Source organism: Micromonospora sp. WMMD736, from assembly GCF_049179015.1.
Classification (GTDB): domain Bacteria; phylum Actinomycetota; class Actinomycetes; order Mycobacteriales; family Micromonosporaceae; genus Micromonospora.
Map to the genome: position 1 here is coordinate 3,519,911 of NZ_JBMHMI010000001.1, position 20,115 is coordinate 3,540,025.

A 20,115-nucleotide genomic window follows, 5' to 3' on the forward strand; every position below is an offset into this window, starting at 1 on the left:
GACCCAGCCGTTGTCGACAGGCGGTAAGGCGACCTACCGTTACCGCTTGTTGCGCAGCGTAAACCCAGCGTCGGGCATGACTGCGCAGCGTGAGGAGATGAGGAGGCTCAATGCGAGTTCGTAGACTCGCCGCCTGGACCGCCCTCCCGCTCGCGGTGACGCTGGGCCTCGCGGCCTGCGGCAGCGGCGGAGACGGTGGATCCGGCGGCAGCGACAGTTCGGTGGTCAGCATCCAGATCGCCGAGCCGAAGCACCTGGTTCCCACCAACACCACCGAGACGTCCGGCTCGCAGGTCATCGCCGGCCTGTTCAGCCCGCTCGTCGACTACGACGCCCAGAACAAGCCGTACGAGGTCGCGGCCGACTCGGTCACCTCGACGGACAACAAGGTCTGGACGATCAAGCTCAAGGACGGCTACACCTTCCACAACGGTGAGAAGGTCACGTCCCAGAACTACATCAACGCGTGGAACTACGGCGCGTACGCCCCGAACGGCCAGGACACCAACCCGTTCTTCGAGAAGATCGCCGGTTACGCGGACCTGCAGGGCAAGGCGCCGAAGGCCAAGGAGATGTCCGGCCTGAAGAAGGTCGACGACCTCACCTTCACCGTGACGCTCTCCGAGCCGTACATCGACTTCAAGACCACGCTGGGCTACAACGCGTTCTTCCCGATGCCGGACGCCGCGTTCTCGGCCCCGGGCGTGCTCAAGGACTCCTACGAGCAGGCGCCGATCGGGCAGGGCCCCTTCAAGATGAAGGGCACCTGGCAGCACGACAGCAAGATCGACGTCGAGCGGTACGACGCCTTCCCGGGCGAGAAGCCCAAGGTGAAGAACGTCGAGTTCCGGATCTACCAGCAGCTGACCGCGGCCTACGCGGACGTCCTGGCGGACAACCTGGACGTGCTGCCCACGATCCCGACCGAGAGCCTGAGCACCGCGCCGAGCGACCTGGGTGACCGGTACAAGACCAGCCCGATGTCGTCGTTCCAGTTCCTGGCGTTCCCGACGTTCGACAAGGACTACAGCAACCCGGACGTCCGTAAGGCCATCTCGATGGCGATCGACCGTGACGAGATCACCAAGTCGGTCTTCAAGGGCTCGCAGACGCCGGCGCGCTCCTTCGTCTCGCCGGTCCTGCCGGGCTACCGGGACGACACCACCGGCAAGTTTGGCGAGTTCAACCCGACCGAGGCCAAGAAGCTCTACCAGGCCGCCGGTGGCCCGTCGAAGATCGTCATCTCGTACAACGGCGACGGTGGTCACAAGGACTGGGTCGACGCCACGGTCAACCAGCTCAAGGCCAACCTGGGCGTGGACGCCGTGGGCTCGGCCGAGCCGAAGTTCGCCGACCTGCTCACCAAGGTCGAGAACAAGACGCCGGTGGGTGCCTTCCGGATGGGTTGGGTCATGGACTACCCGACCATGGAGGACTACCTCGGCCCGCTGTACAGCACGAACGGCTCGTCGAACTACTACGGCTACAGCAACCCGGAGTTCGACAAGCTGGTCAAGGAGGGTTCCGCCGCCAAGACGCAGGACGAGGCGATCGCCAAGTACCAGCAGGCGGAGGACATCCTGGCCAAGGACATGCCGGTGATCCCGCTCCGCTTCGGCGAGAACGTGTTCGGCCACTCGTCCAAGGTCAAGAACGTCGAGATGGACCTGTTCCAGCGGGTCAACCTCGTCAAGATCGAAGCAGCCAACTGAGCTGAGCATGGTGCGGGCCACCCGGGCGACGAAGCCTGGGTGGCCCGATCCGCACCACCGGGGCCGGGCCGCAGCAGCGGACCCGGCGTCGGTGACGCCGGCTTCCCCGGGCCGAACGGCACGTCTGGAGATATTTCGGGTACGACCAGAGATGCCGTACTGCGACCCTTTCGCACATTTCCGGAGAGACTGCTAAGCATGTTCCGCTACATCCTGCGGCGCCTACTGCAGATGGTCCTGGCCTTCTTCGGGACCACCCTGATCGTCTACGCGCTGACATTCGCCGGGCAGGGCGACCCGATCCAGGCGCTCGCCGGCGAACGGCCGGTGACGCCAGCGCAACGGGCCTACCTGACCGAGAAGTACCACCTGGACGCCACCGGCGTCGGCGGCTTCTTCTACCGCTACTTCGACTACGTGAAGAACCTGCTCCAGGGCAATCTGGGCGAGTCGCTCACCGGTCGGAACATCGGTGACATCCTCCAGCAGGCCTGGCCGGTCACCGTGCGGCTCGCGCTCATCGCGCTCGCTGTGGCGATCATCTTCGGCGTCACCGCCGGGGTGCTCGCCGGCGTCCGCCGGGCCAGCATCTTCGACAACTCGACGCTGGTACTGACCCTGCTGGTGCTGGGCATCCCGACCATCGTGCTGGCCCCGCTGGCGCAGTACTTCCTGGGCGTCAAGTGGCAGCTCTTCCCACCCACCGCCGGCTCGGACCCGTCGTTCTACGCGCTCCTGCTGCCGGGCATCGTGCTCGGCTCGCTGTCGCTGGCCACCGCGCTGCGGCTGACCCGTACCTCGGTGGCCGAGAACCTCCGCGCCGACTACGTCCGGACCGCCCGGTCCAAGGGTCTGGTCAAGCGCCGCATCATCACCGTCCACGTGCTGCGCAACTCGCTCATCCCGGTGGTCACCTTCCTCGGTGTGGAACTGGGCAACCTGATGAGCGGCGCGATCATCACCGAGGGCGTCTTCAACATCCCCGGCGTGGGCTTCAACCTCTTCCGCGGCATCCGCACCGAGGACGGCCCGCTGGTGGTGGGCATCGTCAGTGTGCTCGTCGTGGTCTACCTGGTCTCGAACCTGGTGGTGGACGTCCTGTACGCCGTACTCGACCCGAGGATCCGCTATGAGTGACTTTGAGACTGTGGCGGCCACCGAGAACCAGGCCGCCCGGCGTGGCCCCTCGGGCGAGCCGGGCACCCCGAACCAGGTCGGTGCGCCGCAGAAGCCGCGCAGCCTGGCCGGGGACGCGTGGCGCGACCTGCGCCGGAACCCGATCTTCTGGATCTCGTTGGCGCTCGTCGTGATCTTCACCCTGATGGCGATCGCCCCCGGCGTCTTCACCGCCAACAGCCCGAACGACTGCCTGCTCTCCCGCCAGCACGCCGGGCCGTCCGGCGGGGCCATCTTCGGGTACGACTTTCAGGGCTGCGACACGTACGCCAGGGCGGTCTACGGCACCCGGGCCTCGCTGCTGGTCGGCGCGCTCGCCGCGGTCGGCACCGGGATCATCGCGCTGGTCGTCGGCATGCTGGCCGGTTACTTCGGCCGGTGGGTCGACGCGGTGCTCTCCCGGGTGATCGACGTGGTGCTCGGCATCCCGCTGCTGCTGGCCGCGATTGTGCTGCTCAAGCGGGTGTCCAGTGACAGCCAGTGGGCTCGGATCGGTGCGGTGATCTTCGTGCTGGCCCTGCTCGGCTGGACCACCGCCGCCCGGGTGGTCCGCTCCTCCGTGATCACGGCCAAGGAGCAGGACTACGTCGCGGCGGCCCGGATGCTGGGCGCCGGCAACGGCCGGATCATGTGGCGACACATCCTGCCGAACTCGTTGGCCCCGGCCATCGTCGTGCTGACCATCGCGCTCGGTTCGTTCATCGCCGCCGAGGCCACGCTCTCCTTCCTGGGCATCGGACTGAAGGCGCCGACCATCTCGTGGGGCCAGGACATCGACACCGGCCGGATCCACATGCGGGAGGCGGCGACGCCGCTGCTCGTCCCGTCGGCATTCCTCGCGCTGACCGTGCTGGCGTTCATCATGCTCGGCGACGCGATCCGTGACGCCTTCGACCCGAAGCTGCGGTGACATCCCATGACCCACGCAACCGTCGAACCCACGCCCGCCTCCGCCACGCCCGAGGGCGGTCACCTGTTGGAGCTGCGGGACCTGCACGTCGAGTTCCGGACCAACGAGGGTGTGGCCCGGGTGATCAACGGCGTGTCGTACCACCTGGACGCCGGGGAGACCCTCGCCGTGCTCGGTGAGTCCGGCTCCGGCAAGTCGGTCACCGCGCAGGCGATCATGGGCATCCTGGACACCCCGCCCGCGTTCGTCCGCTCCGGGCAGATCCTCTACCAGGGTCAGGACCTGCTCGGCATCTCCGAGGAGCAGCACCGGCAGGTCCGCGGCAAGGAGATCGCGATGATCTTCCAGGACGCGCTGTCCGCCCTGAACCCGGTCTTCCCGGTCGGGTGGCAGATCGGCGAGACGTTGCGCCAGCGCGCCGGCATGTCCCGGAGTGACGCACGCCGTCGCGCGATCGAGCTGATGGACCTGGTCAAGATCCCCGGTGCCGCCAAGCGGATCGGTGACTACCCGCACCAGTTCTCCGGCGGCATGCGGCAGCGCGTCATGATCGCGATGGCGTTGGCGCTGGACCCGAAGGTGCTCATCGCCGACGAGCCCACCACGGCGCTCGACGTCACGGTCCAGGCCCAGATCATGGACCTGCTCGCCGACCTGCGCCGGGACCTCAACATGGCGATGATCCTGATCACCCACGACCTGGGCGTGGTCGCCGGCGTCGCGGACCGGATCGCGGTCATGTACGCCGGTCGGATCGTCGAGCACGCCGACGTCCGCTCGCTGTACAAGGCGCCGGCCCACCCGTACACCAAGGGGTTGTTGGAATCGATCCCCCGCCTGGACGTCCGCGGCCAGGAACTGGCGACGATCAAGGGTTTGCCCCCGAACCTCATGCGCATCCCCTCCGGATGCCCCTTCCACCCCCGGTGCCCGTACGCGCAGCAGGTCTGCGTGGACGAGGTGCCGCACGACCTGGTCCTCGGCGACGGCCGGACCAGCGCTTGCCACTTCGCGCAGGAGGTCCGTGATGACAGCGCCCGCTAGCTCCAGCAAGGTCCGGGGCGAGACCATCCTCTCCGTCGACAACCTGGTGAAGCACTTCCCGATCACTCAGGGTGTGCTGTTCCAGCGGCAGATCGGTGCGGTCAAGGCCGTCGACGGCGTGAGCTTCGAGCTGCGCCGGGGCGAGACGCTGGGCGTGGTCGGCGAGTCCGGGTGCGGCAAGTCCACCCTCGCCCGGCTGCTCATGCGTCTGGAGACGCCGACCTCCGGAAGTGCCACCCTGGAAGGTCGGAACCTGTTCAAGGCCTCCGGTTCCGAACTGCGCCGGCTGCGCCGCAACATGCAGATGGTCATGCAGGACCCGTACACGTCGTTGAACCCGCGGATGACGGTCGGCGACATCATCGGCGAGCCGTTCGAGATCCACCCGGACGCCGCACCCAAGGGCAGCAAGGCCAAGCGGGTCCAGGAGCTACTGGACGTCGTCGGGCTGAACCCGGAGCACATCAACCGGTACCCGCACCAGTTCTCCGGCGGTCAGCGCCAGCGCATCGGCATCGCCCGTGCGCTCGCGCTGCGGCCCGAGGTGATCGTCTGCGACGAGCCCGTCTCGGCGCTCGACGTCTCCATCCAGGCCCAGGTGATCAACCTGCTGGAGCAGCTCCAGGACGAGCTGGGGCTCTCGTACATCTTCATCGCCCACGACCTGTCCGTGGTGCGGCACATCGCCGACCGGGTCGCGGTCATGTACCTCGGGCGGATCGTCGAGATCGGCACCGAGGACGAGATCTACGAGCGCGCCACCCACCCGTACACCCAGGCTCTGCTCTCGGCCGTGCCGGTGCCGGACCCGGAGGTACGCGACCAGCGCACCATGATCCGGCTGGTCGGCGACGTGCCGAGCCCGGCCGACCCGCCCAGCGGCTGCCACTTCCGGACCCGCTGCTGGAAGGCGCAGGAGATCTGCGCGATCGAGGACCCGCAGACCGTGCCGAGAGCGGCAGACCCGCACCCGTCCGCCTGCCACTTCGCCGAACTCCGCTCCCCCACCACGGCCTGACCCCCGGCCCCTCGCCAGGCCCTTTCCCCGGCTGATCATGAAGTTGTTGCCCTGCACATCGGCGTGTCAGGGCAACAACTTCATGATCAACGAGAACCGGGGGCGAGGGGGGTCAGTGGAAGAAGTGGCGGGTTCCGGTCAGGTACATCGTTACGTTGGCCTTCTTCGCCGCTTCGACGACCTCTTCGTCGCGGATGGAGCCGCCGGGCTGGACGATGGCGCGGACGCCTGCGTCGATGAGGATCTGCGGGCCGTCGGCGAACGGGAAGAACGCGTCCGAGGCGGCCACCGAGCCACGGGCCCGGTCGGCGCCGGCACGGCTGACCGCGAGCTGGGCCGAGTCGACCCGGTTGACCTGACCCATGCCCACCCCGACGGTCGCGCCGTCCTTGGCGAGCAGGATCGCGTTGCTCTTCACCGCGCGCACCGCCCGCCAGGCGAACGCCAGGTCGCGCAGCAGCTCCTCGTCGGCGGCCTCGCCGGTCGCCAACTGCCAGGTCGCCGGGTCGTCGCCGGGGGCGTCCACCCGGTCGGCGACCTGGGTCAGCACGCCACCGGTCACCGGCCGCCACTCGATCTTCGCCGGGGTCCAGGCAGGCGCACGCAGCAGCCGGATGTTCTTCTTGCCCTGCAACACCTCGACCGCGCCCTCGTCGAAGCCGGGGGCGACCACCACCTCGGTGAAGATGTCGGCCACCTGCCGGGCCATCTCGACCGAGACCGGCCGGTTGACGGCGATGACGCCACCGAACGCCGACACCGGGTCACAGGCGTGCGCCCGGCGGTGCGCCTCGGCCACGTCGACGCCGACCGCGATGCCACACGGGTTGGCGTGCTTGATGATCGCCACCGCCGGCTGGTCGGCGAAGTCGTTGGCGGCCCGCCAGGCGGCGTCCGCGTCGACGTAGTTGTTGTACGACATCTCCTTGCCGTGCAGCTGCTCGGCCTGGGCCAACCCCGCCGGGGCGTCCGGGTCGGTGTAGAGCGCGGCCGGCTGGTGCGGGTTCTCGCCGTACCGCAGCACCGTCGACTTGCGCAGCGCCGAACCGGCGAACGCCGGCCAGGTGTCGTCGGCGGGGGCCAGCTCACGGGCACACCACTGGGCCACCGCCACGTCGTACTCGGCGATGTCGGCGAACGCGCGAGCCGCCAGCGCCCGACGCTGGGCCAGCGTGAAGCCGCCCTCGTCGAGCGCGCCGAGCAGCGCCGGATAGCCGGCCGGGTCGGTGAGCACGGCGACCGAGGCGTGGTTCTTGGCGGCGGCACGCACCATGGCCGGGCCGCCGATGTCGATCTGCTCCACGCACTCCTCGACGCCGGCCCCGGAGGCGACCGTCGCCTGGAACGGGTAGAGGTTGGAGACCAACAGGTCGAACGCGGCCACCCCCAGCTCGTCGAGCTGCGCCACGTGCGTGTCCTTGCGCAGGTCGGCGAGGAGGCCCGCGTGCACCTTCGGGTGCAGGGTCTTCACCCGCCCGTCGAGCACCTCGGGAAAGCCGGTCACCGTCTCCACCGGCGTCACCGGCACGCCGGCTGCGGCGATGGCGCCCGCCGTGCTGCCGGTGGACACGATCTCGACGCCGGCCGCGTGCAGGGCCTGGGCCAGCTCGACCAGACCGGTCTTGTCGTAGACGCTGACCAGCGCCCGCCGAATCGGGCGACGCCCGTCCTGAGTGGGACTCACGGAACCGTGACCTTCCTTCCGGTGATGGTCCAGCCTTCGCGGACCAGCCGACCGACCTGCTCGACGAGCTGGCGACGCTCGGCTTCCTTGATGCGTTCGGTGAGGGTGTCCACGTCGTCGTCGTCGAGCACCGGCACCGCGACCTGCGCCACGATCGGCCCGGTGTCCATGCCGGCGTCGACGAAGAACAGCGTGGCCCCGGTGAGCTTCACGCCGTAGGCGAGGGCGTCGCGCGGGCCGTGGATGCCGGGAAACGCCGGCAGCAGGGTGTTGTGCGTGTTCAGGTAGCGGTCGCCGAAGGCGGCGAGGAAGTGCGGGCCGACCAGTTTGAGGAACCCGGCGGAGATGACCAGGTCGGGCTGGTGCTTGGCGACGTGCGCGGTGAGCGCCCGGTCCCAGTCCTCCCGGCTGTCGTGGTCCCGGACCCGCTCGACGAAGGTCGGCACCCCGGCGGCCTCGGCCCGGTCCAGGCCCGCGATGCCGTCACGGTCCGCGCCGACCGCCACCACCTGGGCGCCGTACGCGGGATCGACGGCGGCGTCCAGCAGGGCCTGGAGGTTGCTCCCCGAGCCGGAGACGAGGACGACGATACGGGCGACGGAAGCAGGCTCGGTCACCGCAACACCCTATCGGGCAGGTCACGAACGCCCTTCGACCGGGCGGCGCGCCGCGTCTGTGCCGGTGCGGACGAGCATCGAACCGGTACGCTGCCGGTCGCTCGGGCCGGACACCGCGCCGGCCCGCACCCCTGTCAGTAATCCGGCACGGCGAGCGTGCCGATCGAATGAGGAGCACCCCCATGCATCCCGGCGCCCACCCCCAGCAGCAGCCGCCGATCAACAACAACATGACGATGTCGATCGTCGCCATCTTCCTGTTCTGGCCCCTGGCCATCCCGGCAATCATCAACGCGTCGAAGGTCAACCCGCTGCTGCAGCAGGGCGACTACGCCGGCGCGCAGGCCGCCGCCGCGGAGTCGCGCAAGTGGTCCAAGTGGGCCCTCATCGTGGGCATCGCGTGGCTCGTCATCGTGCTGCTGTGCTGTGCGTTGGGTGGTCTGGGCGCGATCATGAGTGGGGACAGCAGCACCAACTGACGGAACCGACCAAGGAGTTCTCTCGAATGCAGCCCGGTAATCCCGGTCAGGACCCGTACGGCCAGCAGCCGAACGACCCGACCGCACCCCAGCCGCCGCACGACCCGTACGCCCCGCCGCCGGCCGCCCCGTACGGGCAGCAGCCCACCTCGGGTCAGCCGTACGGCCAGCCCGCCCCGGGGCAGCCGCCCTACGGCCAGCCGCCGCAGGACCCGTACGGCGCTCCGCAGGCGCCGTACGGGCAGCAGCAGCCCTACGGCGCTCCGACGTACCCGAACGCCGGGTACCCGCAGGCCCAGGGGCAGAACAACACCCTCGGTCTGGTGTCGATGATCCTCGGCATCGCGTCGATCCCGCTGGTCTGCTGCGTCTACCTGGGTATCCCGGTGGGCATCGCCGCCGTGGTGACCGGCTACCTCGCCAAGCAGAAGGTCGCCCAGGGCCAGGCCAACAACGCGGGCCAGGCCAAGGCCGGTCTGATCTGCGGCGCGGTCGGCGTCGGCCTCGGCATCCTGCTGCTCCTTCTGAACATCATCGGGAGCTTCAGCCTGCCCACCGAGCCCTGATCGGCTCGGCTCGTATCGGGGCGCTCCGGATCTCCTCCGGGGCGCCCCGCGCCCTTTCCGGCCGAGAGGTCAGGTGGTGGGGCGCGTTGGTGGGGTGGGACGGGGGGCGCGGGCGAGCACCCGGGTGGCGGCGGCGCCGAGCAGCGCGCCGACCGCGACGACACCGGCCGCCACGGCACCGACCTGCCAGGCCACCGGCCCGAGCTGCGCCAGCCGCCCCGCGCCGAGCGGACCGCCGGAGGCCGCGGCGGCGACACCCAGCAGCACGCCGGCCACCGGCCCGGCCAGCGCCGCCGGCGCCAGCAACTCCGCCCAGCGTCGCGGGGCGCGCTCCGGCCCGGCGACGCGGGCCAGCCGACGGGCGAGCAGCCAGCCGGCCACCATCCCGGCCAGCACCGGCACCGCGAGCAGCAGGGCACCGAGGCCGTCCACCGGGCCGCGCGGCAGGCCGGCGAGCAGGGGTACGGCCGGCAACGCGCCGACGGACACCTCACTGGTACGGACGGCCGTGTCGACGCCGACCGCGAAGCCCGGGCCGAGCAGATAGCTCGTCGACCAGACCGCCGCGTTCGGCGCGTACGCCATGCTGACCAGGGTGATCCCGGCCTGCCCGGCCACCCCGGTCCGGTACGCGCCGATCATGTCCGCCGCGTCGCCGCCGCCGGTGGCCACGGCCAGGCCGGCCGCACCGGCCCCCGCCCCGAGGAGCAGGAGCGCGGCCACCAGTCCGGTGCGGACGCCGTCGCGCAGCGGGCCGGGTAGCCGGGTGACGAGCAGCCGGGTCACGGCGGTGATCCGGATTGCGCCGACCAGCGCGCCGAGCGCACCGACCACCGCGAACGTGGCCGCCGCCCGCACCGGCGACGCCTGCGGACCGTGCGCGCCGATCAGCACCGCGGCGAGGGCGCCGAGCAGCGCGTACGCCAGACCGACCGCTCCGGCCGCGATCAGCGCGCGGCGCGGTGAGCGGCTGTCGCGGGCGCCGATCGCGCGGCTCACGTGCACACCGGCCCGGCTGAGTCGCCACAGCGCGAGCACGGTCAGCGCCAGCGGGGCGAGCCCGAACGGGCCCGCCTCGGTGTGCAGCGGAACGCCGTGCCCCACCAGCCAACCGGCCAACGCGGTGCGCAGGGTGCCGCCCAGCGTGCTGGAGTCCGTACCGAGCTGCACCAGGCCGAGCACGATGGCCACCGGCAGGTACGAGGTGAGGGCGGCCCCGCCGGCGGCCACCCCGGCGGCGACGGGCAGCGGCGCCCGACCGCGTGGCGACCCGCCGGCGCGGGGCGCGGGCACCCGTCGGCGCGGCGCGGCGCGGTCGACCGGCCGGTCGTCGGCGCGGACGCCGCCGGCACGGCTGGGACGGTCAGGGGTGACGGGGGACATCCGCTCTACTCTGGCACGTCGGGCGGGCTGTGGCAGTCCGATAACCCGCCCCGGAGGGCGGCGAGTTGGGCGAACCGGGGTCCGGGCGACCCGGCCGGGTCTAGCGTCGGCCCTGAGGGGCTGGCCGTCGCCGCCGTCGGGTCCCACCCGCCGGGTCGCGACCCGGGTCGGTCGGCCGCCCACGACCCACCGGAGGTAGTCGTGACGACCGCATACCCGCCGCCACCGCCGGCCAGGGGCCGGGACCGCACCACGCTCTGGGGCGTGCTGGGCATCGTCCTCGGCCTGATCTGTTGCGGCATCCTCGGCATCATCTTCGGCTACCTGTCACTGCGCGACGCGCGGCGTAACGGGCAGTCGCCGGTCCTCGGCTACCTCGCCATCGCCTTCGGCGTGATCAACATCATCGGCGGTTCGATCCTGCGGCTCACCGGCAACTACCCGTTCTGGAACAACGACTGAGCCGGCGGTACGACGAAGGGGCCGACCGGTTCCGGTCGACCCCTTCGCTGTTGCCCTGCCGGCTCAGTTGCCGGACATGATCTCCCGCATCAGCTTCGCGGTCTCGGTCGGCGTCTTGCCGACCTTCACTCCGACGGCCTCCAGTGCCGCCTGCTTCGCCTCGGCGGTGCCGGCCGAGCCGGAGATGATCGCCCCGGCGTGGCCCATGGTCTTGCCGGGCGGCGCGGTGAAGCCGGCGATGTAGCCGACCACCGGCTTGGTGACGTTGGCCTTGATGAACTCGGCGGCCCGCTCCTCGGCGTCGCCGCCGATCTCACCGATCATCACGATGGCGTCGGTCTCCGGGTCGGCCTCGAACGCCTTGAGGGCGTCGATGTGCGTGGTGCCGATGATCGGGTCGCCACCGATGCCGACGCAGGTGGAGAAGCCGATGTCGCGCAGCTCGTACATCATCTGGTAGGTCAGCGTGCCGCTCTTGCTGACCAGGCCGATCCGGCCGGAGCCGGTGATGTCGGCCGGGATGATGCCGGCGTTGGACGCGCCCGGCGAGGCGATGCCCGGGCAGTTCGGCCCGATGATGCGGGTGCGCTCGCCCTGCGCGAGGTTGTACGCCCAGAACGCGGCGGTGTCGTGCACCGGCACACCCTCGGTGATCACCACGGCCAGCGGAATCGCGGCGTCGATCGCCTCGACCACGGCGGCCTTGGTGAACTGCGGCGGCACGAAGATGACGGTGACGTCGGCCCCGGTCTCGGCCATGGCGTCCGCCACGGACGCGAAGACCGGCAGCTCGGTGCCGTCGAAGTCGACCTTCTGGCCCGCCTTGCGCGGGTTGACGCCGCCCACCACGTTGGTGCCGGCGGCGAGCATCCGCCGGGTGTGCTTGGAGCCCTCGGATCCGGTCATCCCCTGGACGATGACCTTCGAGTCCTTGGTCAGCCAGATAGCCATGATCAGACCCCCGCAGCTGCCAGCTCAGCGGCCCGCTCGGCCGCACCGTCCATGGTGTCCACCCGCTGCACGAGCGGGTTGTTCGCGCCGTCCAGGATCGCCCGGCCAGCCTCGGCGTTGTTGCCGTCGAGACGGACGACGAGCGGCTTGGTGACCTGCTCGCCGCGCTGCTCGAGCAGGGCCAGCGCCTGGATGATGCCGTTGGCGACCTCGTCGCAGGCGGTGATGCCGCCGAAGACGTTGACGAAGACGCTCTTCACGGCCGGGTCGGAGAGCACGATCTCCAGCCCGTTCGCCATCACCGCGGCGCTCGCGCCGCCGCCGATGTCGAGGAAGTTGGCCGGCTTGACGTTGCCGTGCCGCTCACCGGCGTACGCGACCACGTCGAGGGTCGACATGACCAGACCCGCGCCGTTGCCGATGATGCCGACCTCACCGTCGAGCTTGACGTAGTTGAGGTCCTTCTCCTTGGCCGCCTGCTCCAGCGGGTCCACGCTGGCCTGGTCGACCAGGGCCTCGTGGTCCGGGTGCCGGAACGCGGCGTTCTCGTCCAGAGTGATCTTGGCGTCGAGCAGCAGCAGCCGCCCGTCGCCGTTCTTGGCGAGCGGGTTCACCTCGACCAGGGTGGCGTCCTCGGCGACGAACGCCTGCCACAGGCCGACGGCCACCTCGACGACCTGGTCGGCGACCTCGGCCGGGAAGCCGGCCGCGGTGACGATCTCCCGCGCCTTGGCCTCGTCGACACCGGTGTTGGCGTCGATCGGCGCCTTCACCACGCGGTCCGGGGTCTCGGCGGCGACCTGCTCGATGTCCATACCGCCGGCCACGCTGGCGATGCAGAGGAAGGTGCGGTTCGCCCGGTCGAGCAGGTACGAGAAGTAGTACTCCTCGGCCACGTCCGCCGTCACCGTGATCATGACCTTGTGGACGGTGTGACCCTTGATGTCCATGCCCAGGATGTCGGTGGCCCTGGCGACCGCCTCATCCGGGCCCTCGGCGAGCTTGACGCCACCGGCCTTGCCTCGGCCGCCGACCTTCACCTGCGCCTTGACGACCACTCGACCGCCGAGGCGTTCGGCGATCGCGCGGGCCTCTTCCGGGGTCGTGGCGACGCCGCCGGCCAGCACGGGCAAGCCGTGCCGCTCGAACAGGTCCCGCCCCTGGTACTCGTACAGGTCCACGATTGCGCGTCCCGTCCCGTCTCCGCGGCGCGCCGTCGCGCCGCCACCAGCGTTCAAAAAACAGTTTGACGCCTGTCATCAGTTGAAACAGGCCATTGGCGGCAGCCTAGCGAGGTGGGCACGGCCGGCAACCGAGCGGGTGCGCGGTGTGCGGTAATGCACAGTGGCGCTCGGGACACGACCGGTTCCGGCCAGGCCAGGGCTGGTGTCAGCCGTCCGGGCGATGTTGGCAGGGGTGCGTAACCCGGCCGTGGGGTCGTCGTTGAGTCAGGTGTCGGAGCGCTGCACAGCGCGATGACGGGAGACGGCCGATGCCCTGTCGGTCGAGGGGTGGCGGCGGGGCATCGTGCATAGAGGGGCCGGACGTGTGAGGGGTGCGTCCGGCCCCTCCCCCGTGCCCGGATACAGCGCCTCCGTTCAGGAGACCGGCTGCGCCACGTTCTCGCGGACCCACTCGACGATCGCCTGGGTGGTGGCGCCCGGCGTGAAGATCTTCGCGACGCCCAGCTTCTCCAGCTCCGGGATGTCGTCGTTCGGGATGATGCCGCCACCGAAGACGACGATGTCCCGCGCGTCGCGCTCGCTGAGCAGCTCCAGCACCCGACGGAACAGCGTCATGTGCGCGCCGGAGAGCACGGAGAGTCCGACCGCGTCGGCGTCCTCCTGGATGGCCGTCTCCACGATCTGCTCGGGCGTCTGGTGCAGGCCGGTGTAGACGACCTCCATCCCGGCGTCCCGCAGGGCGCGGGCGACGACCTTCGCGCCGCGGTCGTGGCCGTCCAGACCTGGCTTGGCGACGACGACCCGAATACGAGAGCTCATCAGCGCACACCTTTCACCGGCTTCACGGCCTTCACCTAAACGAACGGTAACCCGCCCGGCCGAGGCCGGGAAATCCGGGCCACGTAGTCGTGGGGACACCGGCCGTGTTCCCGACACGCTCGGCGACACCCGTCCTCGCGCGACGGCGGCGTCAAGCCGGACTACTCCGCCGGATCGGTCACGCTCGGCGACGAACGGGTGGTTACGGGGGCACCGTTCGACGACGCGATGCATGACAATCACGGACGCAAACGGACAAGTCGACACGCCAATTCGACGGTCTGGCTTGTGACTCGCCTGGTGGTTGGCTAACGTGTCCACGGTTGTCATCAGGTCCATGGACGGGTGACGACGCGGTCGGCAGACGTTCACCTGAGCTTCACGGACGTCCACCGGTCGCCTCGGAACCCCGACAACGGAGGGTGTGCGTGCGCCAGCGCCTGTCGTCTGAGCCCGATAGATATCGCGGCCGCCGCCGCGTACCCACCCCCCCGCGTAGCCGTTACGCGGCGGTCGTCACCACCGCGTTCGTCGGTGCGGGCCTCGTGGCGCTGGGCGCCTCGGCCATGCCGGACGCCAAGGACGTCAGCCCCTCGGTGCTCGACGAGCTCAAGCAGGCGTCGATCACCAGCCAGGACGCTGCGGCCCGGGCGGACAACGCCGACCGCGCCTCCCGAGACAGTCGCGGCAAGGAAGCGGCCGAGCCCGACGTCTGGATGCTGCCGCTCCAGGGCTACGACTTCAACTCCCCGTACGGGATGCGGTGGGGCAAGCTGCACACCGGCGCCGACCTGGTGGTCCCCGAGGGCACTCCGTACGTGGCGATCCACGACGGACTGGTCACCAAGGCCGGCTGGTTCGGTGGCTACGGCTACACGGTGATCGTGCAGCACCCCGACGGCAGCGAGGCCATCTACGGCCACTCCTCGGCACTCAGCGTCAAGGAGGGCCAGCAGGTCAAGGCGGGCGACCAGCTCGGCCTGGTGGGCCAGACCGGCCACGCCTACGGCACCCACCTGCACCTCGAACTCCATGTCAAGGGCGCGCCGATCGACCCCGTTCCGTACCTGCAGGAGCGCGGAGTGGACATCAAGCTGCAAGTCGAGGCAATCTACAGCGAGGTAGCCGCGTCCTGACGCTGCGTACTGACCGTTGACCGCCCGGATCTGTCGATCCGGGTGGTTCTGCATGTGCTGATGTTTCCTGGGTCACATCGGCGACTGTGACCCAGCACACGGCACACATGATCATTTTTCCGGACGCAGGGCTCAAGAGCGCCTCATAACGGGCCGGTTCGCCCGCCGTCCGCGTGCGCGGCGGCCGGACCACGCGCTCATCCCACTCGACCCGGCACCAGTATTTCGAGGTCAAGTGCCCCTCGACTGTGAAGGTCCGCCGTGCAGGAAGACAGCCCCGTCCAGAACGAGAACACCCCCGACACCACCGGTGAGCAGCCTCGGCGTGCCCGCCGACGAAACCGCCTCATCGTGCTCGGCGCGGCCGGCCTGGTCGCCCTCGGCCTGGGCGGGGTCGCCGTCGCCACCACCGGACCCGACCGGCCCGCGCCCACCGCCCTCTCCCTCGACGCGCAGTCCCGGGCCGGGGCGGCCAGCCGGGCCGACCGTTCGGCCCGCGAGTCGAGCGCGCCCGCCTCCCCGTCGGCCAGCCCGACCGCCAGCCCCTCGACGGTCACCGCCAGCCCGTCGCCCACGAAGAAGCCCTCCGCCAAGCCGAAGCCGAAGAAGACCACCAAGCCGACGGCCGCCTGGGTCGACCCGATGCCCGGGGCCGCGGTGACCTCCTGCTACGGCCAGCGCTGGGGCACCCTGCACGCCGGGATCGACCTGGCGCTGCCGTCGGGCACCCCCATCCGCGCCGCAGCGGCCGGCACCGTCACCCAGGCCGGTGACGCCGCCGACGGGTACGGCAACTCGGTCTTCATCGACCACGGCAACGGCTACCTGACCCACTACGCCCACCAGAGCCGCATCGCGGTCACCGTCGGCGAGAAGGTCAAAGCCGGCCAGGTGATCGGCTACGAGGGCGCCACCGGCGACGCCACCGGCCCGCACCTGCACTTCGAGGTGCACCAGGGCATGTGGAACCAGATCGACCCGGCCCCCTTCATGCGCGCCCGAGGCGTAGACCTGGGCTGCTGACCCCGTACCCCTGCGCCGATCTTGCACTTTCTGCGGACACATAAGGGGCACGAGCCCTCAAGTCGGCAACCGAAAGTGCAAGATCTGTGAGGGTTGCTGTCAAGCGGTGGCTTCGAGGATGCGCCAGATTTGGCGGGCTATGTAGCGTTTGAGGCTGCGGGTGATCTCGGCTGGGGTGTGGCCTTGGGTGGTGCGGCGGTTGACGTAGTCCTTGGTGGGTTGGTGGCAGCGTTGTCGGGCTTTGGCGATGGTGTGCAGGGCGGCGTTGAGGGTGCGGTCGCCGCCTCGGTTGAGGCGGTGGCGGACGGTGCGGCCGGAGCTGGCGGGGACGGGGCTGACGCCGGCGAGTGAGGCGAATGCGGCTTCGCTGCGGAACCGGCCGGGGTGTGACCAGGCGGTCAGGGTGATCGCGGCGGTGACGGGGCCGATGCCGGGTTGGTCGAGCAGGGTCGGGCAGAGTTTGTCGACCAGGGTGCGGATCTCGGTGAGGTTGGCTTTCAGGAGCCGGTCGAGGGTCAGGATCTGCTCGGCGAGGGCTGCTAGTTGACTGCGGCGTAGGTGGTCGCCGCTGTTGTCGTTGGTGAGGGTGGTGGCGTGCTGGACCTGCCGCAGGGTGCTCAGGCCACGTAGTTGGGTGCGTAGGTCGTCGTCGGCGGTGAGGATCACCGATTTGAACAGGTTGATGGTGGCGGTACGGGTGTCGCTGTAGTGGCGGCGGCAGACGTGCAGCAGGCGCAGGGATTCCCGGTCGCCGTCGATGCGGGGCACGGCGACGTGATCGGCGGCCAGCACGGCACGAGCGGCGTGCACGGCGTCCAGCGCGTCGGACTTGCCGCCTCGCCGGCGGCGGCCGGTCGCGGGTTTGGGTGCTTCCAGGACATCTTCACCCGCGGCACGCAGGACCCGTAGCAGGCCGACACCGTGACAGCGGGCACCGTCCAGGGCCCAGGCCCGCCGGCCCGTTCCCAGCACGCTCGTCTGCTGCCGGGCCCAGGCCAGCAGAACAGCGGCACCGTCGGCGGTGGCCGGCACGGTGATCTCGGCCAACACGGTCCCGACCGGGGTGCTGACCACAGCGGTGTGCGTATCGGTATGGGTATCCACACCGATAACCGCGTCGACACGGTCGGCCAGGCGATCTGTCAGGATGCAAGACACGGACGCTTCTCCCTTGCACGGGACGACGTTCGGACGGCGTCGGCCCGGGAGACGATCACCCGGCGGCATATCTGTGATGAGTCACGCGATACCAGTCGCGGACAGGCTTCTGATCAGGCCAGCAAGGTGGGCCGGGCCGACGCCGGTAACCCACGAGGACAAGTCGCACTCCACGGCACACCCTCTGACGGCGGCCAGATCTTGCATGAGTCACTCGTCGATCACCGACGTCGAACCCTACCGATGCCAGCCTCCCGGAACCGGCCCACCTATAGAAGCGTCGGCGCGGGTTCAGAGCTTGTCGACCGGGGCGTGGCGCAGGACCAGCCACATGGTCTGGTCGCCGAAGTCGATCTGCGCTCGGGCGCCGGGGCCGTGACCCTCGACGGCGAGCACCCGCCCCAGGCCGTAGCGCTGGTGGTTGACCCGGTCGCCGGCCGCCACCTTCGGCCCCTGCGGCAGCTCGCTGGCCGTGGTCAGGCGACTGCCGTCCACGCCGAGCCGCTGGGCGAGCTGGGCCGCCTTGGGCGTACCCCCGGTGAAGGTACCGCGCCCGCCGGGCGCGCGGTCCGCGCGGCCACCGACGCCGCCGCCCCCGCCGGCCCACGAGGTGTACGACCCCTCGGTGCGCTCCCAGCGCACCAGCTCCGGCGGCAGCTCCTCCAGGAAGCGCGACGGCGGGTTGTAGGACGGCTGCCCCCACGCCGAGCGGGTGACCGCACGGGACAGGTAGAGCCGCTGTCGGGCCCGGGTGATCCCCACGTACGCCAGTCGGCGCTCCTCCTCCAACTCGCGGGTGTCGCCCAGCGAGCGCAGGTGCGGGAAGACGCCGTCCTCCAGGCCGGTCAGGAAGACCACCGGGAATTCCAGGCCCTTGGCGGTGTGCAACGTCATCAGGGTGACGACGCCCTGGTGGTCGGGGTCGTCGGAGGGGATCTGGTCCGCGTCGGCCACCAAGGCGACCTGCTCCAGGAACCCGGCCAGGGTGGCCCGTTCCCCGTCCTCGCCCAGGGCCTCGATCCGCTCGGTGTACTCCCGGGCGACGCTGACCAGCTCCTGGAGGTTGTCCACCCGGCCGGCGTCCTGCGGGTCGAGGCTCTCCTCCAGCTCGGTGAGGTAGCCCGAGCGGGTCAGCAGGGCCTCCAGCACCTCCTCCGGGGTGCCGGTCTCGGCCAGCTCCCGCGCGCCGTCGAGCAGCGCCACGAAGTCGGCGATGCCGTTCGCCGCCCGGGTGGAGATGCCCGGGGCGTCCTTGGCACGCCGCAGCGCCGCGCCGAACGAGATCCGGTCGCGGCTGGACAGCGCCTCGACGCACGCCTCCGCACGGTCGCCGATCCCCCGGCGCGGGGTGTTCAGCACCCGCCGCAGGCTCACGGTGTCGTCGTCGTTGACCACCGAACGCAGGTACGCCAGCGCGTCACGGACCTCCTTGCGCTCGTAGAAGCGCACCCCGCCGACCACCTTGTACGGCAGGCCGACCCGGATGAACACCTCCTCGAAGACGCGGGACTGGGCGTTGGTGCGGTAGAAGACGGCGACGTCACCGGGGCGGGTCTCGTCGGCGTCGACCAGCCGGTCGATCTCCCGGCCCACCCAGTCGGCCTCGGCGTGCTCGGTGTCCGCCACGTAGCCGACGATCCGCTCGCCGTCGCCGGCCTCGCTCCACAGCCGCTTCGGCTTGCGGGAGGTGTTCCGGTCGATCACCGCGTTGGCCGCGTTGAGGATGGTCTGCGTGGAGCGGTAGTTCTGTTCCAGCAGGATCGTCCGCGCGTCGGTGAAGTCCCGCTCGAACTCCAGGATGTTGCGGATCGTCGCGCCCCGGAACGCGTAGATCGACTGGTCGGCGTCACCGACCACGCACAGCTCGGCCGGCGCCAACCCGTCGGTGCCGGAGACCAGCTCCTTGATCAGGACGTACTGGGCGTGGTTGGTGTCCTGGTATTCGTCGACTAGCACGTGCCGGAACCGCCGCCGGTAGCTCTCGGCCACGTGCGGGTGGGACTGGAGCAGGTGCACCGTCGTCATGATCAGGTCGTCGAAGTCCAGCGCGTGCGCCTCGCGCAGCCGGCGCTGGTAGAGCGTGTACGCCTCGGCGAGCGCCCGCTCGTTGGGCCCGCTGGCCCGCGCGGCGAACTGCTCCGGGTCGACCAGCTCGTTCTTGAGGTTGGAGACCTGGGCGGCCAGCCCACGCGCCGGGTAGCGCTTCGGGTCGAGATCCAGCTCCCGGGCGACCAGCTGCATCAGGCGGCGGGAATCGTCCGCGTCGTAGATCGAGAACGTCGACTTGAGGCCGGCGTGCTCGTGCTCGGCGCGCAGGATGCGGACGCACGCGGAGTGGAACGTCGACACCCACATCAGCCGGGCCCGGGGACCGACAAGCGCGGCGACGCGCTCCTTCATCTCGCCCGCCGCCTTGTTGGTGAACGTGATGGCGATGATCTCGCCGGGATGGACGTCCCGTGCGGCGAGTAGGTAGGCGATCCGGTGGGTGAGCACCCGGGTCTTGCCGGAACCGGCGCCGGCCACGATCAGCAACGGGGAACCAGCGTGGCTGACCGCATCGCGCTGCGGCCCGTTCAACCCGTCGAGCAGTTGACCCGGATCGAGGCGGGCGGAGGCGGACCCGGGCCGGTGCGGACGGGCCGGCGCGGACTCCGGCGCGGGCGGGGACGCGGGGATGTCGAAGAGAGGATGCATCGCGCGACAAGTCTATGCCGCCAGCCGGACACTTCCCGACCGGTGCGGGGCCTGTCCGTCAGCCGGACACGGCGTCACGAACCGCGTCGAATCCTT

General features: G+C 70.4%; 18 protein-coding genes. 10 read left to right on the forward strand and 8 right to left on the reverse strand.

Features of this window, described 5'->3' with window-relative positions:
* The first annotated feature begins 110 nt into the window (after positions 1-110).
* From ACN269_RS15490 to ACN269_RS15510, 5 genes are all read left to right on the forward strand, one after another.
* Positions 111-1,712, forward strand: coding sequence for a peptide ABC transporter substrate-binding protein (locus ACN269_RS15490; RefSeq protein ID WP_421473117.1), 1,602 nt, complete (start codon positions 111-113; stop codon positions 1,710-1,712).
* A 198-nt stretch (positions 1,713-1,910) separates the two neighbouring features.
* Positions 1,911-2,849, forward strand: a complete 939-nt coding sequence (locus ACN269_RS15495; RefSeq protein WP_421473118.1) for an ABC transporter permease — start codon at positions 1,911-1,913, stop codon at positions 2,847-2,849.
* On the forward strand, positions 2,842-3,798 hold the full coding sequence (locus tag ACN269_RS15500) for an ABC transporter permease (protein WP_421473119.1): 957 nt from the start codon (positions 2,842-2,844) through the stop codon (positions 3,796-3,798). Before ACN269_RS15495 ends, ACN269_RS15500 begins: the two co-directional genes overlap by 8 nt.
* 6 nt (positions 3,799-3,804) lie before the next feature.
* Entirely contained in the window at positions 3,805-4,842 is a 1,038-nt protein-coding gene (locus tag ACN269_RS15505; RefSeq protein ID WP_421473120.1) for an ABC transporter ATP-binding protein, read from the forward strand.
* Entirely contained in the window at positions 4,826-5,860 is a 1,035-nt protein-coding gene (locus ACN269_RS15510; RefSeq protein ID WP_421473121.1) for an ABC transporter ATP-binding protein, read from the forward strand. The genes ACN269_RS15505 and ACN269_RS15510 overlap by 17 nt, the downstream gene beginning before the upstream one ends.
* A gap of 112 nt (positions 5,861-5,972) precedes the next feature.
* Here the strand turns inward: ACN269_RS15510 and purH are convergent, their stop codons facing one another.
* Both purH and purN read right to left on the reverse strand, forming a co-directional pair.
* Positions 5,973-7,544, reverse strand: coding sequence for a bifunctional phosphoribosylaminoimidazolecarboxamide formyltransferase/IMP cyclohydrolase (gene purH / locus ACN269_RS15515; protein WP_421473122.1), 1,572 nt, complete (start codon positions 7,542-7,544; stop codon positions 5,973-5,975).
* The gene (gene purN, locus ACN269_RS15520) at positions 7,541-8,161 is read right to left on the reverse strand and encodes a phosphoribosylglycinamide formyltransferase (protein WP_421473123.1); all 621 of its coding nucleotides are present in this window, start codon (positions 8,159-8,161) and stop codon (positions 7,541-7,543) included. Before purN ends, purH begins: the two co-directional genes overlap by 4 nt.
* 182 nt (positions 8,162-8,343) lie before the next feature.
* Here purN and ACN269_RS15525 point away from each other — a divergent pair, with 182 nt between their 5' ends.
* Together ACN269_RS15525 and ACN269_RS15530 are read left to right on the forward strand one after the other, a co-directional pair.
* Positions 8,344-8,640 carry a CD225/dispanin family protein gene (locus ACN269_RS15525; RefSeq protein WP_421473124.1) on the forward strand — a complete coding sequence of 99 codons (297 nt, stop codon included), beginning with the start codon at positions 8,344-8,346 and terminating at the stop codon, positions 8,638-8,640.
* Between the two features lie 26 nt (positions 8,641-8,666).
* On the forward strand, positions 8,667-9,206 hold the full coding sequence (locus ACN269_RS15530) for a DUF4190 domain-containing protein (protein ID WP_421473125.1): 540 nt from the start codon (positions 8,667-8,669) through the stop codon (positions 9,204-9,206).
* A gap of 69 nt (positions 9,207-9,275) precedes the next feature.
* Here the strand turns inward: ACN269_RS15530 and ACN269_RS15535 are convergent, their stop codons facing one another.
* Positions 9,276-10,589: a DUF6350 family protein gene (locus ACN269_RS15535; RefSeq protein ID WP_421473126.1), complete on the reverse strand. Its 1,314-nt coding sequence runs from the start codon at positions 10,587-10,589 to the stop codon at positions 9,276-9,278.
* 201 nt (positions 10,590-10,790) lie between these two features.
* Here ACN269_RS15535 and ACN269_RS15540 point away from each other — a divergent pair, with 201 nt between their 5' ends.
* Positions 10,791-11,051: a DUF4190 domain-containing protein gene (locus ACN269_RS15540; protein ID WP_357174470.1), complete on the forward strand. Its 261-nt coding sequence runs from the start codon at positions 10,791-10,793 to the stop codon at positions 11,049-11,051.
* Positions 11,052-11,114: 63 nt separating this feature from the next.
* Here ACN269_RS15540 and sucD read toward each other — a convergent pair whose 3' ends face one another.
* From sucD to ACN269_RS15555, 3 genes are all read right to left on the reverse strand, one after another.
* Positions 11,115-12,002: a succinate--CoA ligase subunit alpha gene (sucD, locus tag ACN269_RS15545; RefSeq protein ID WP_121654418.1), complete on the reverse strand. Its 888-nt coding sequence runs from the start codon at positions 12,000-12,002 to the stop codon at positions 11,115-11,117.
* A 2-nt stretch (positions 12,003-12,004) separates the two neighbouring features.
* Complete coding sequence (gene sucC / locus ACN269_RS15550; RefSeq protein ID WP_393213665.1) at positions 12,005-13,183, reverse strand: ADP-forming succinate--CoA ligase subunit beta; 1,179 nt, start codon at positions 13,181-13,183, stop codon at positions 12,005-12,007.
* 417 nt (positions 13,184-13,600) lie between these two features.
* Positions 13,601-14,005 carry a cobalamin B12-binding domain-containing protein gene (locus ACN269_RS15555; protein ID WP_421473127.1) on the reverse strand — a complete coding sequence of 135 codons (405 nt, stop codon included), beginning with the start codon at positions 14,003-14,005 and terminating at the stop codon, positions 13,601-13,603.
* 428 nt (positions 14,006-14,433) lie between these two features.
* On the opposite strand from ACN269_RS15555, the gene ACN269_RS15560 reads away from it, so the two are divergent.
* Entirely contained in the window at positions 14,434-15,141 is a 708-nt protein-coding gene (locus ACN269_RS15560) for a M23 family metallopeptidase (RefSeq protein ID WP_421473128.1), read from the forward strand.
* A gap of 261 nt (positions 15,142-15,402) precedes the next feature.
* Positions 15,403-16,164 carry a M23 family metallopeptidase gene (locus ACN269_RS15565; RefSeq protein WP_421473129.1) on the forward strand — a complete coding sequence of 254 codons (762 nt, stop codon included), beginning with the start codon at positions 15,403-15,405 and terminating at the stop codon, positions 16,162-16,164.
* 99 nt (positions 16,165-16,263) lie between these two features.
* Here the strand turns inward: ACN269_RS15565 and ACN269_RS15570 are convergent, their stop codons facing one another.
* Both ACN269_RS15570 and pcrA read right to left on the reverse strand, forming a co-directional pair.
* On the reverse strand, positions 16,264-17,238 hold the full coding sequence (locus tag ACN269_RS15570) for an IS110 family transposase (protein ID WP_421472077.1): 975 nt from the start codon (positions 17,236-17,238) through the stop codon (positions 16,264-16,266).
* 375 nt (positions 17,239-17,613) lie between these two features.
* Positions 17,614-20,019 (reverse strand): DNA helicase PcrA, encoded by a 2,406-nt coding sequence (pcrA, locus tag ACN269_RS15575; RefSeq protein ID WP_421473130.1) that lies wholly within the window; start codon positions 20,017-20,019, stop codon positions 17,614-17,616.
* Positions 20,020-20,115: the final 96 nt, after the last annotated feature.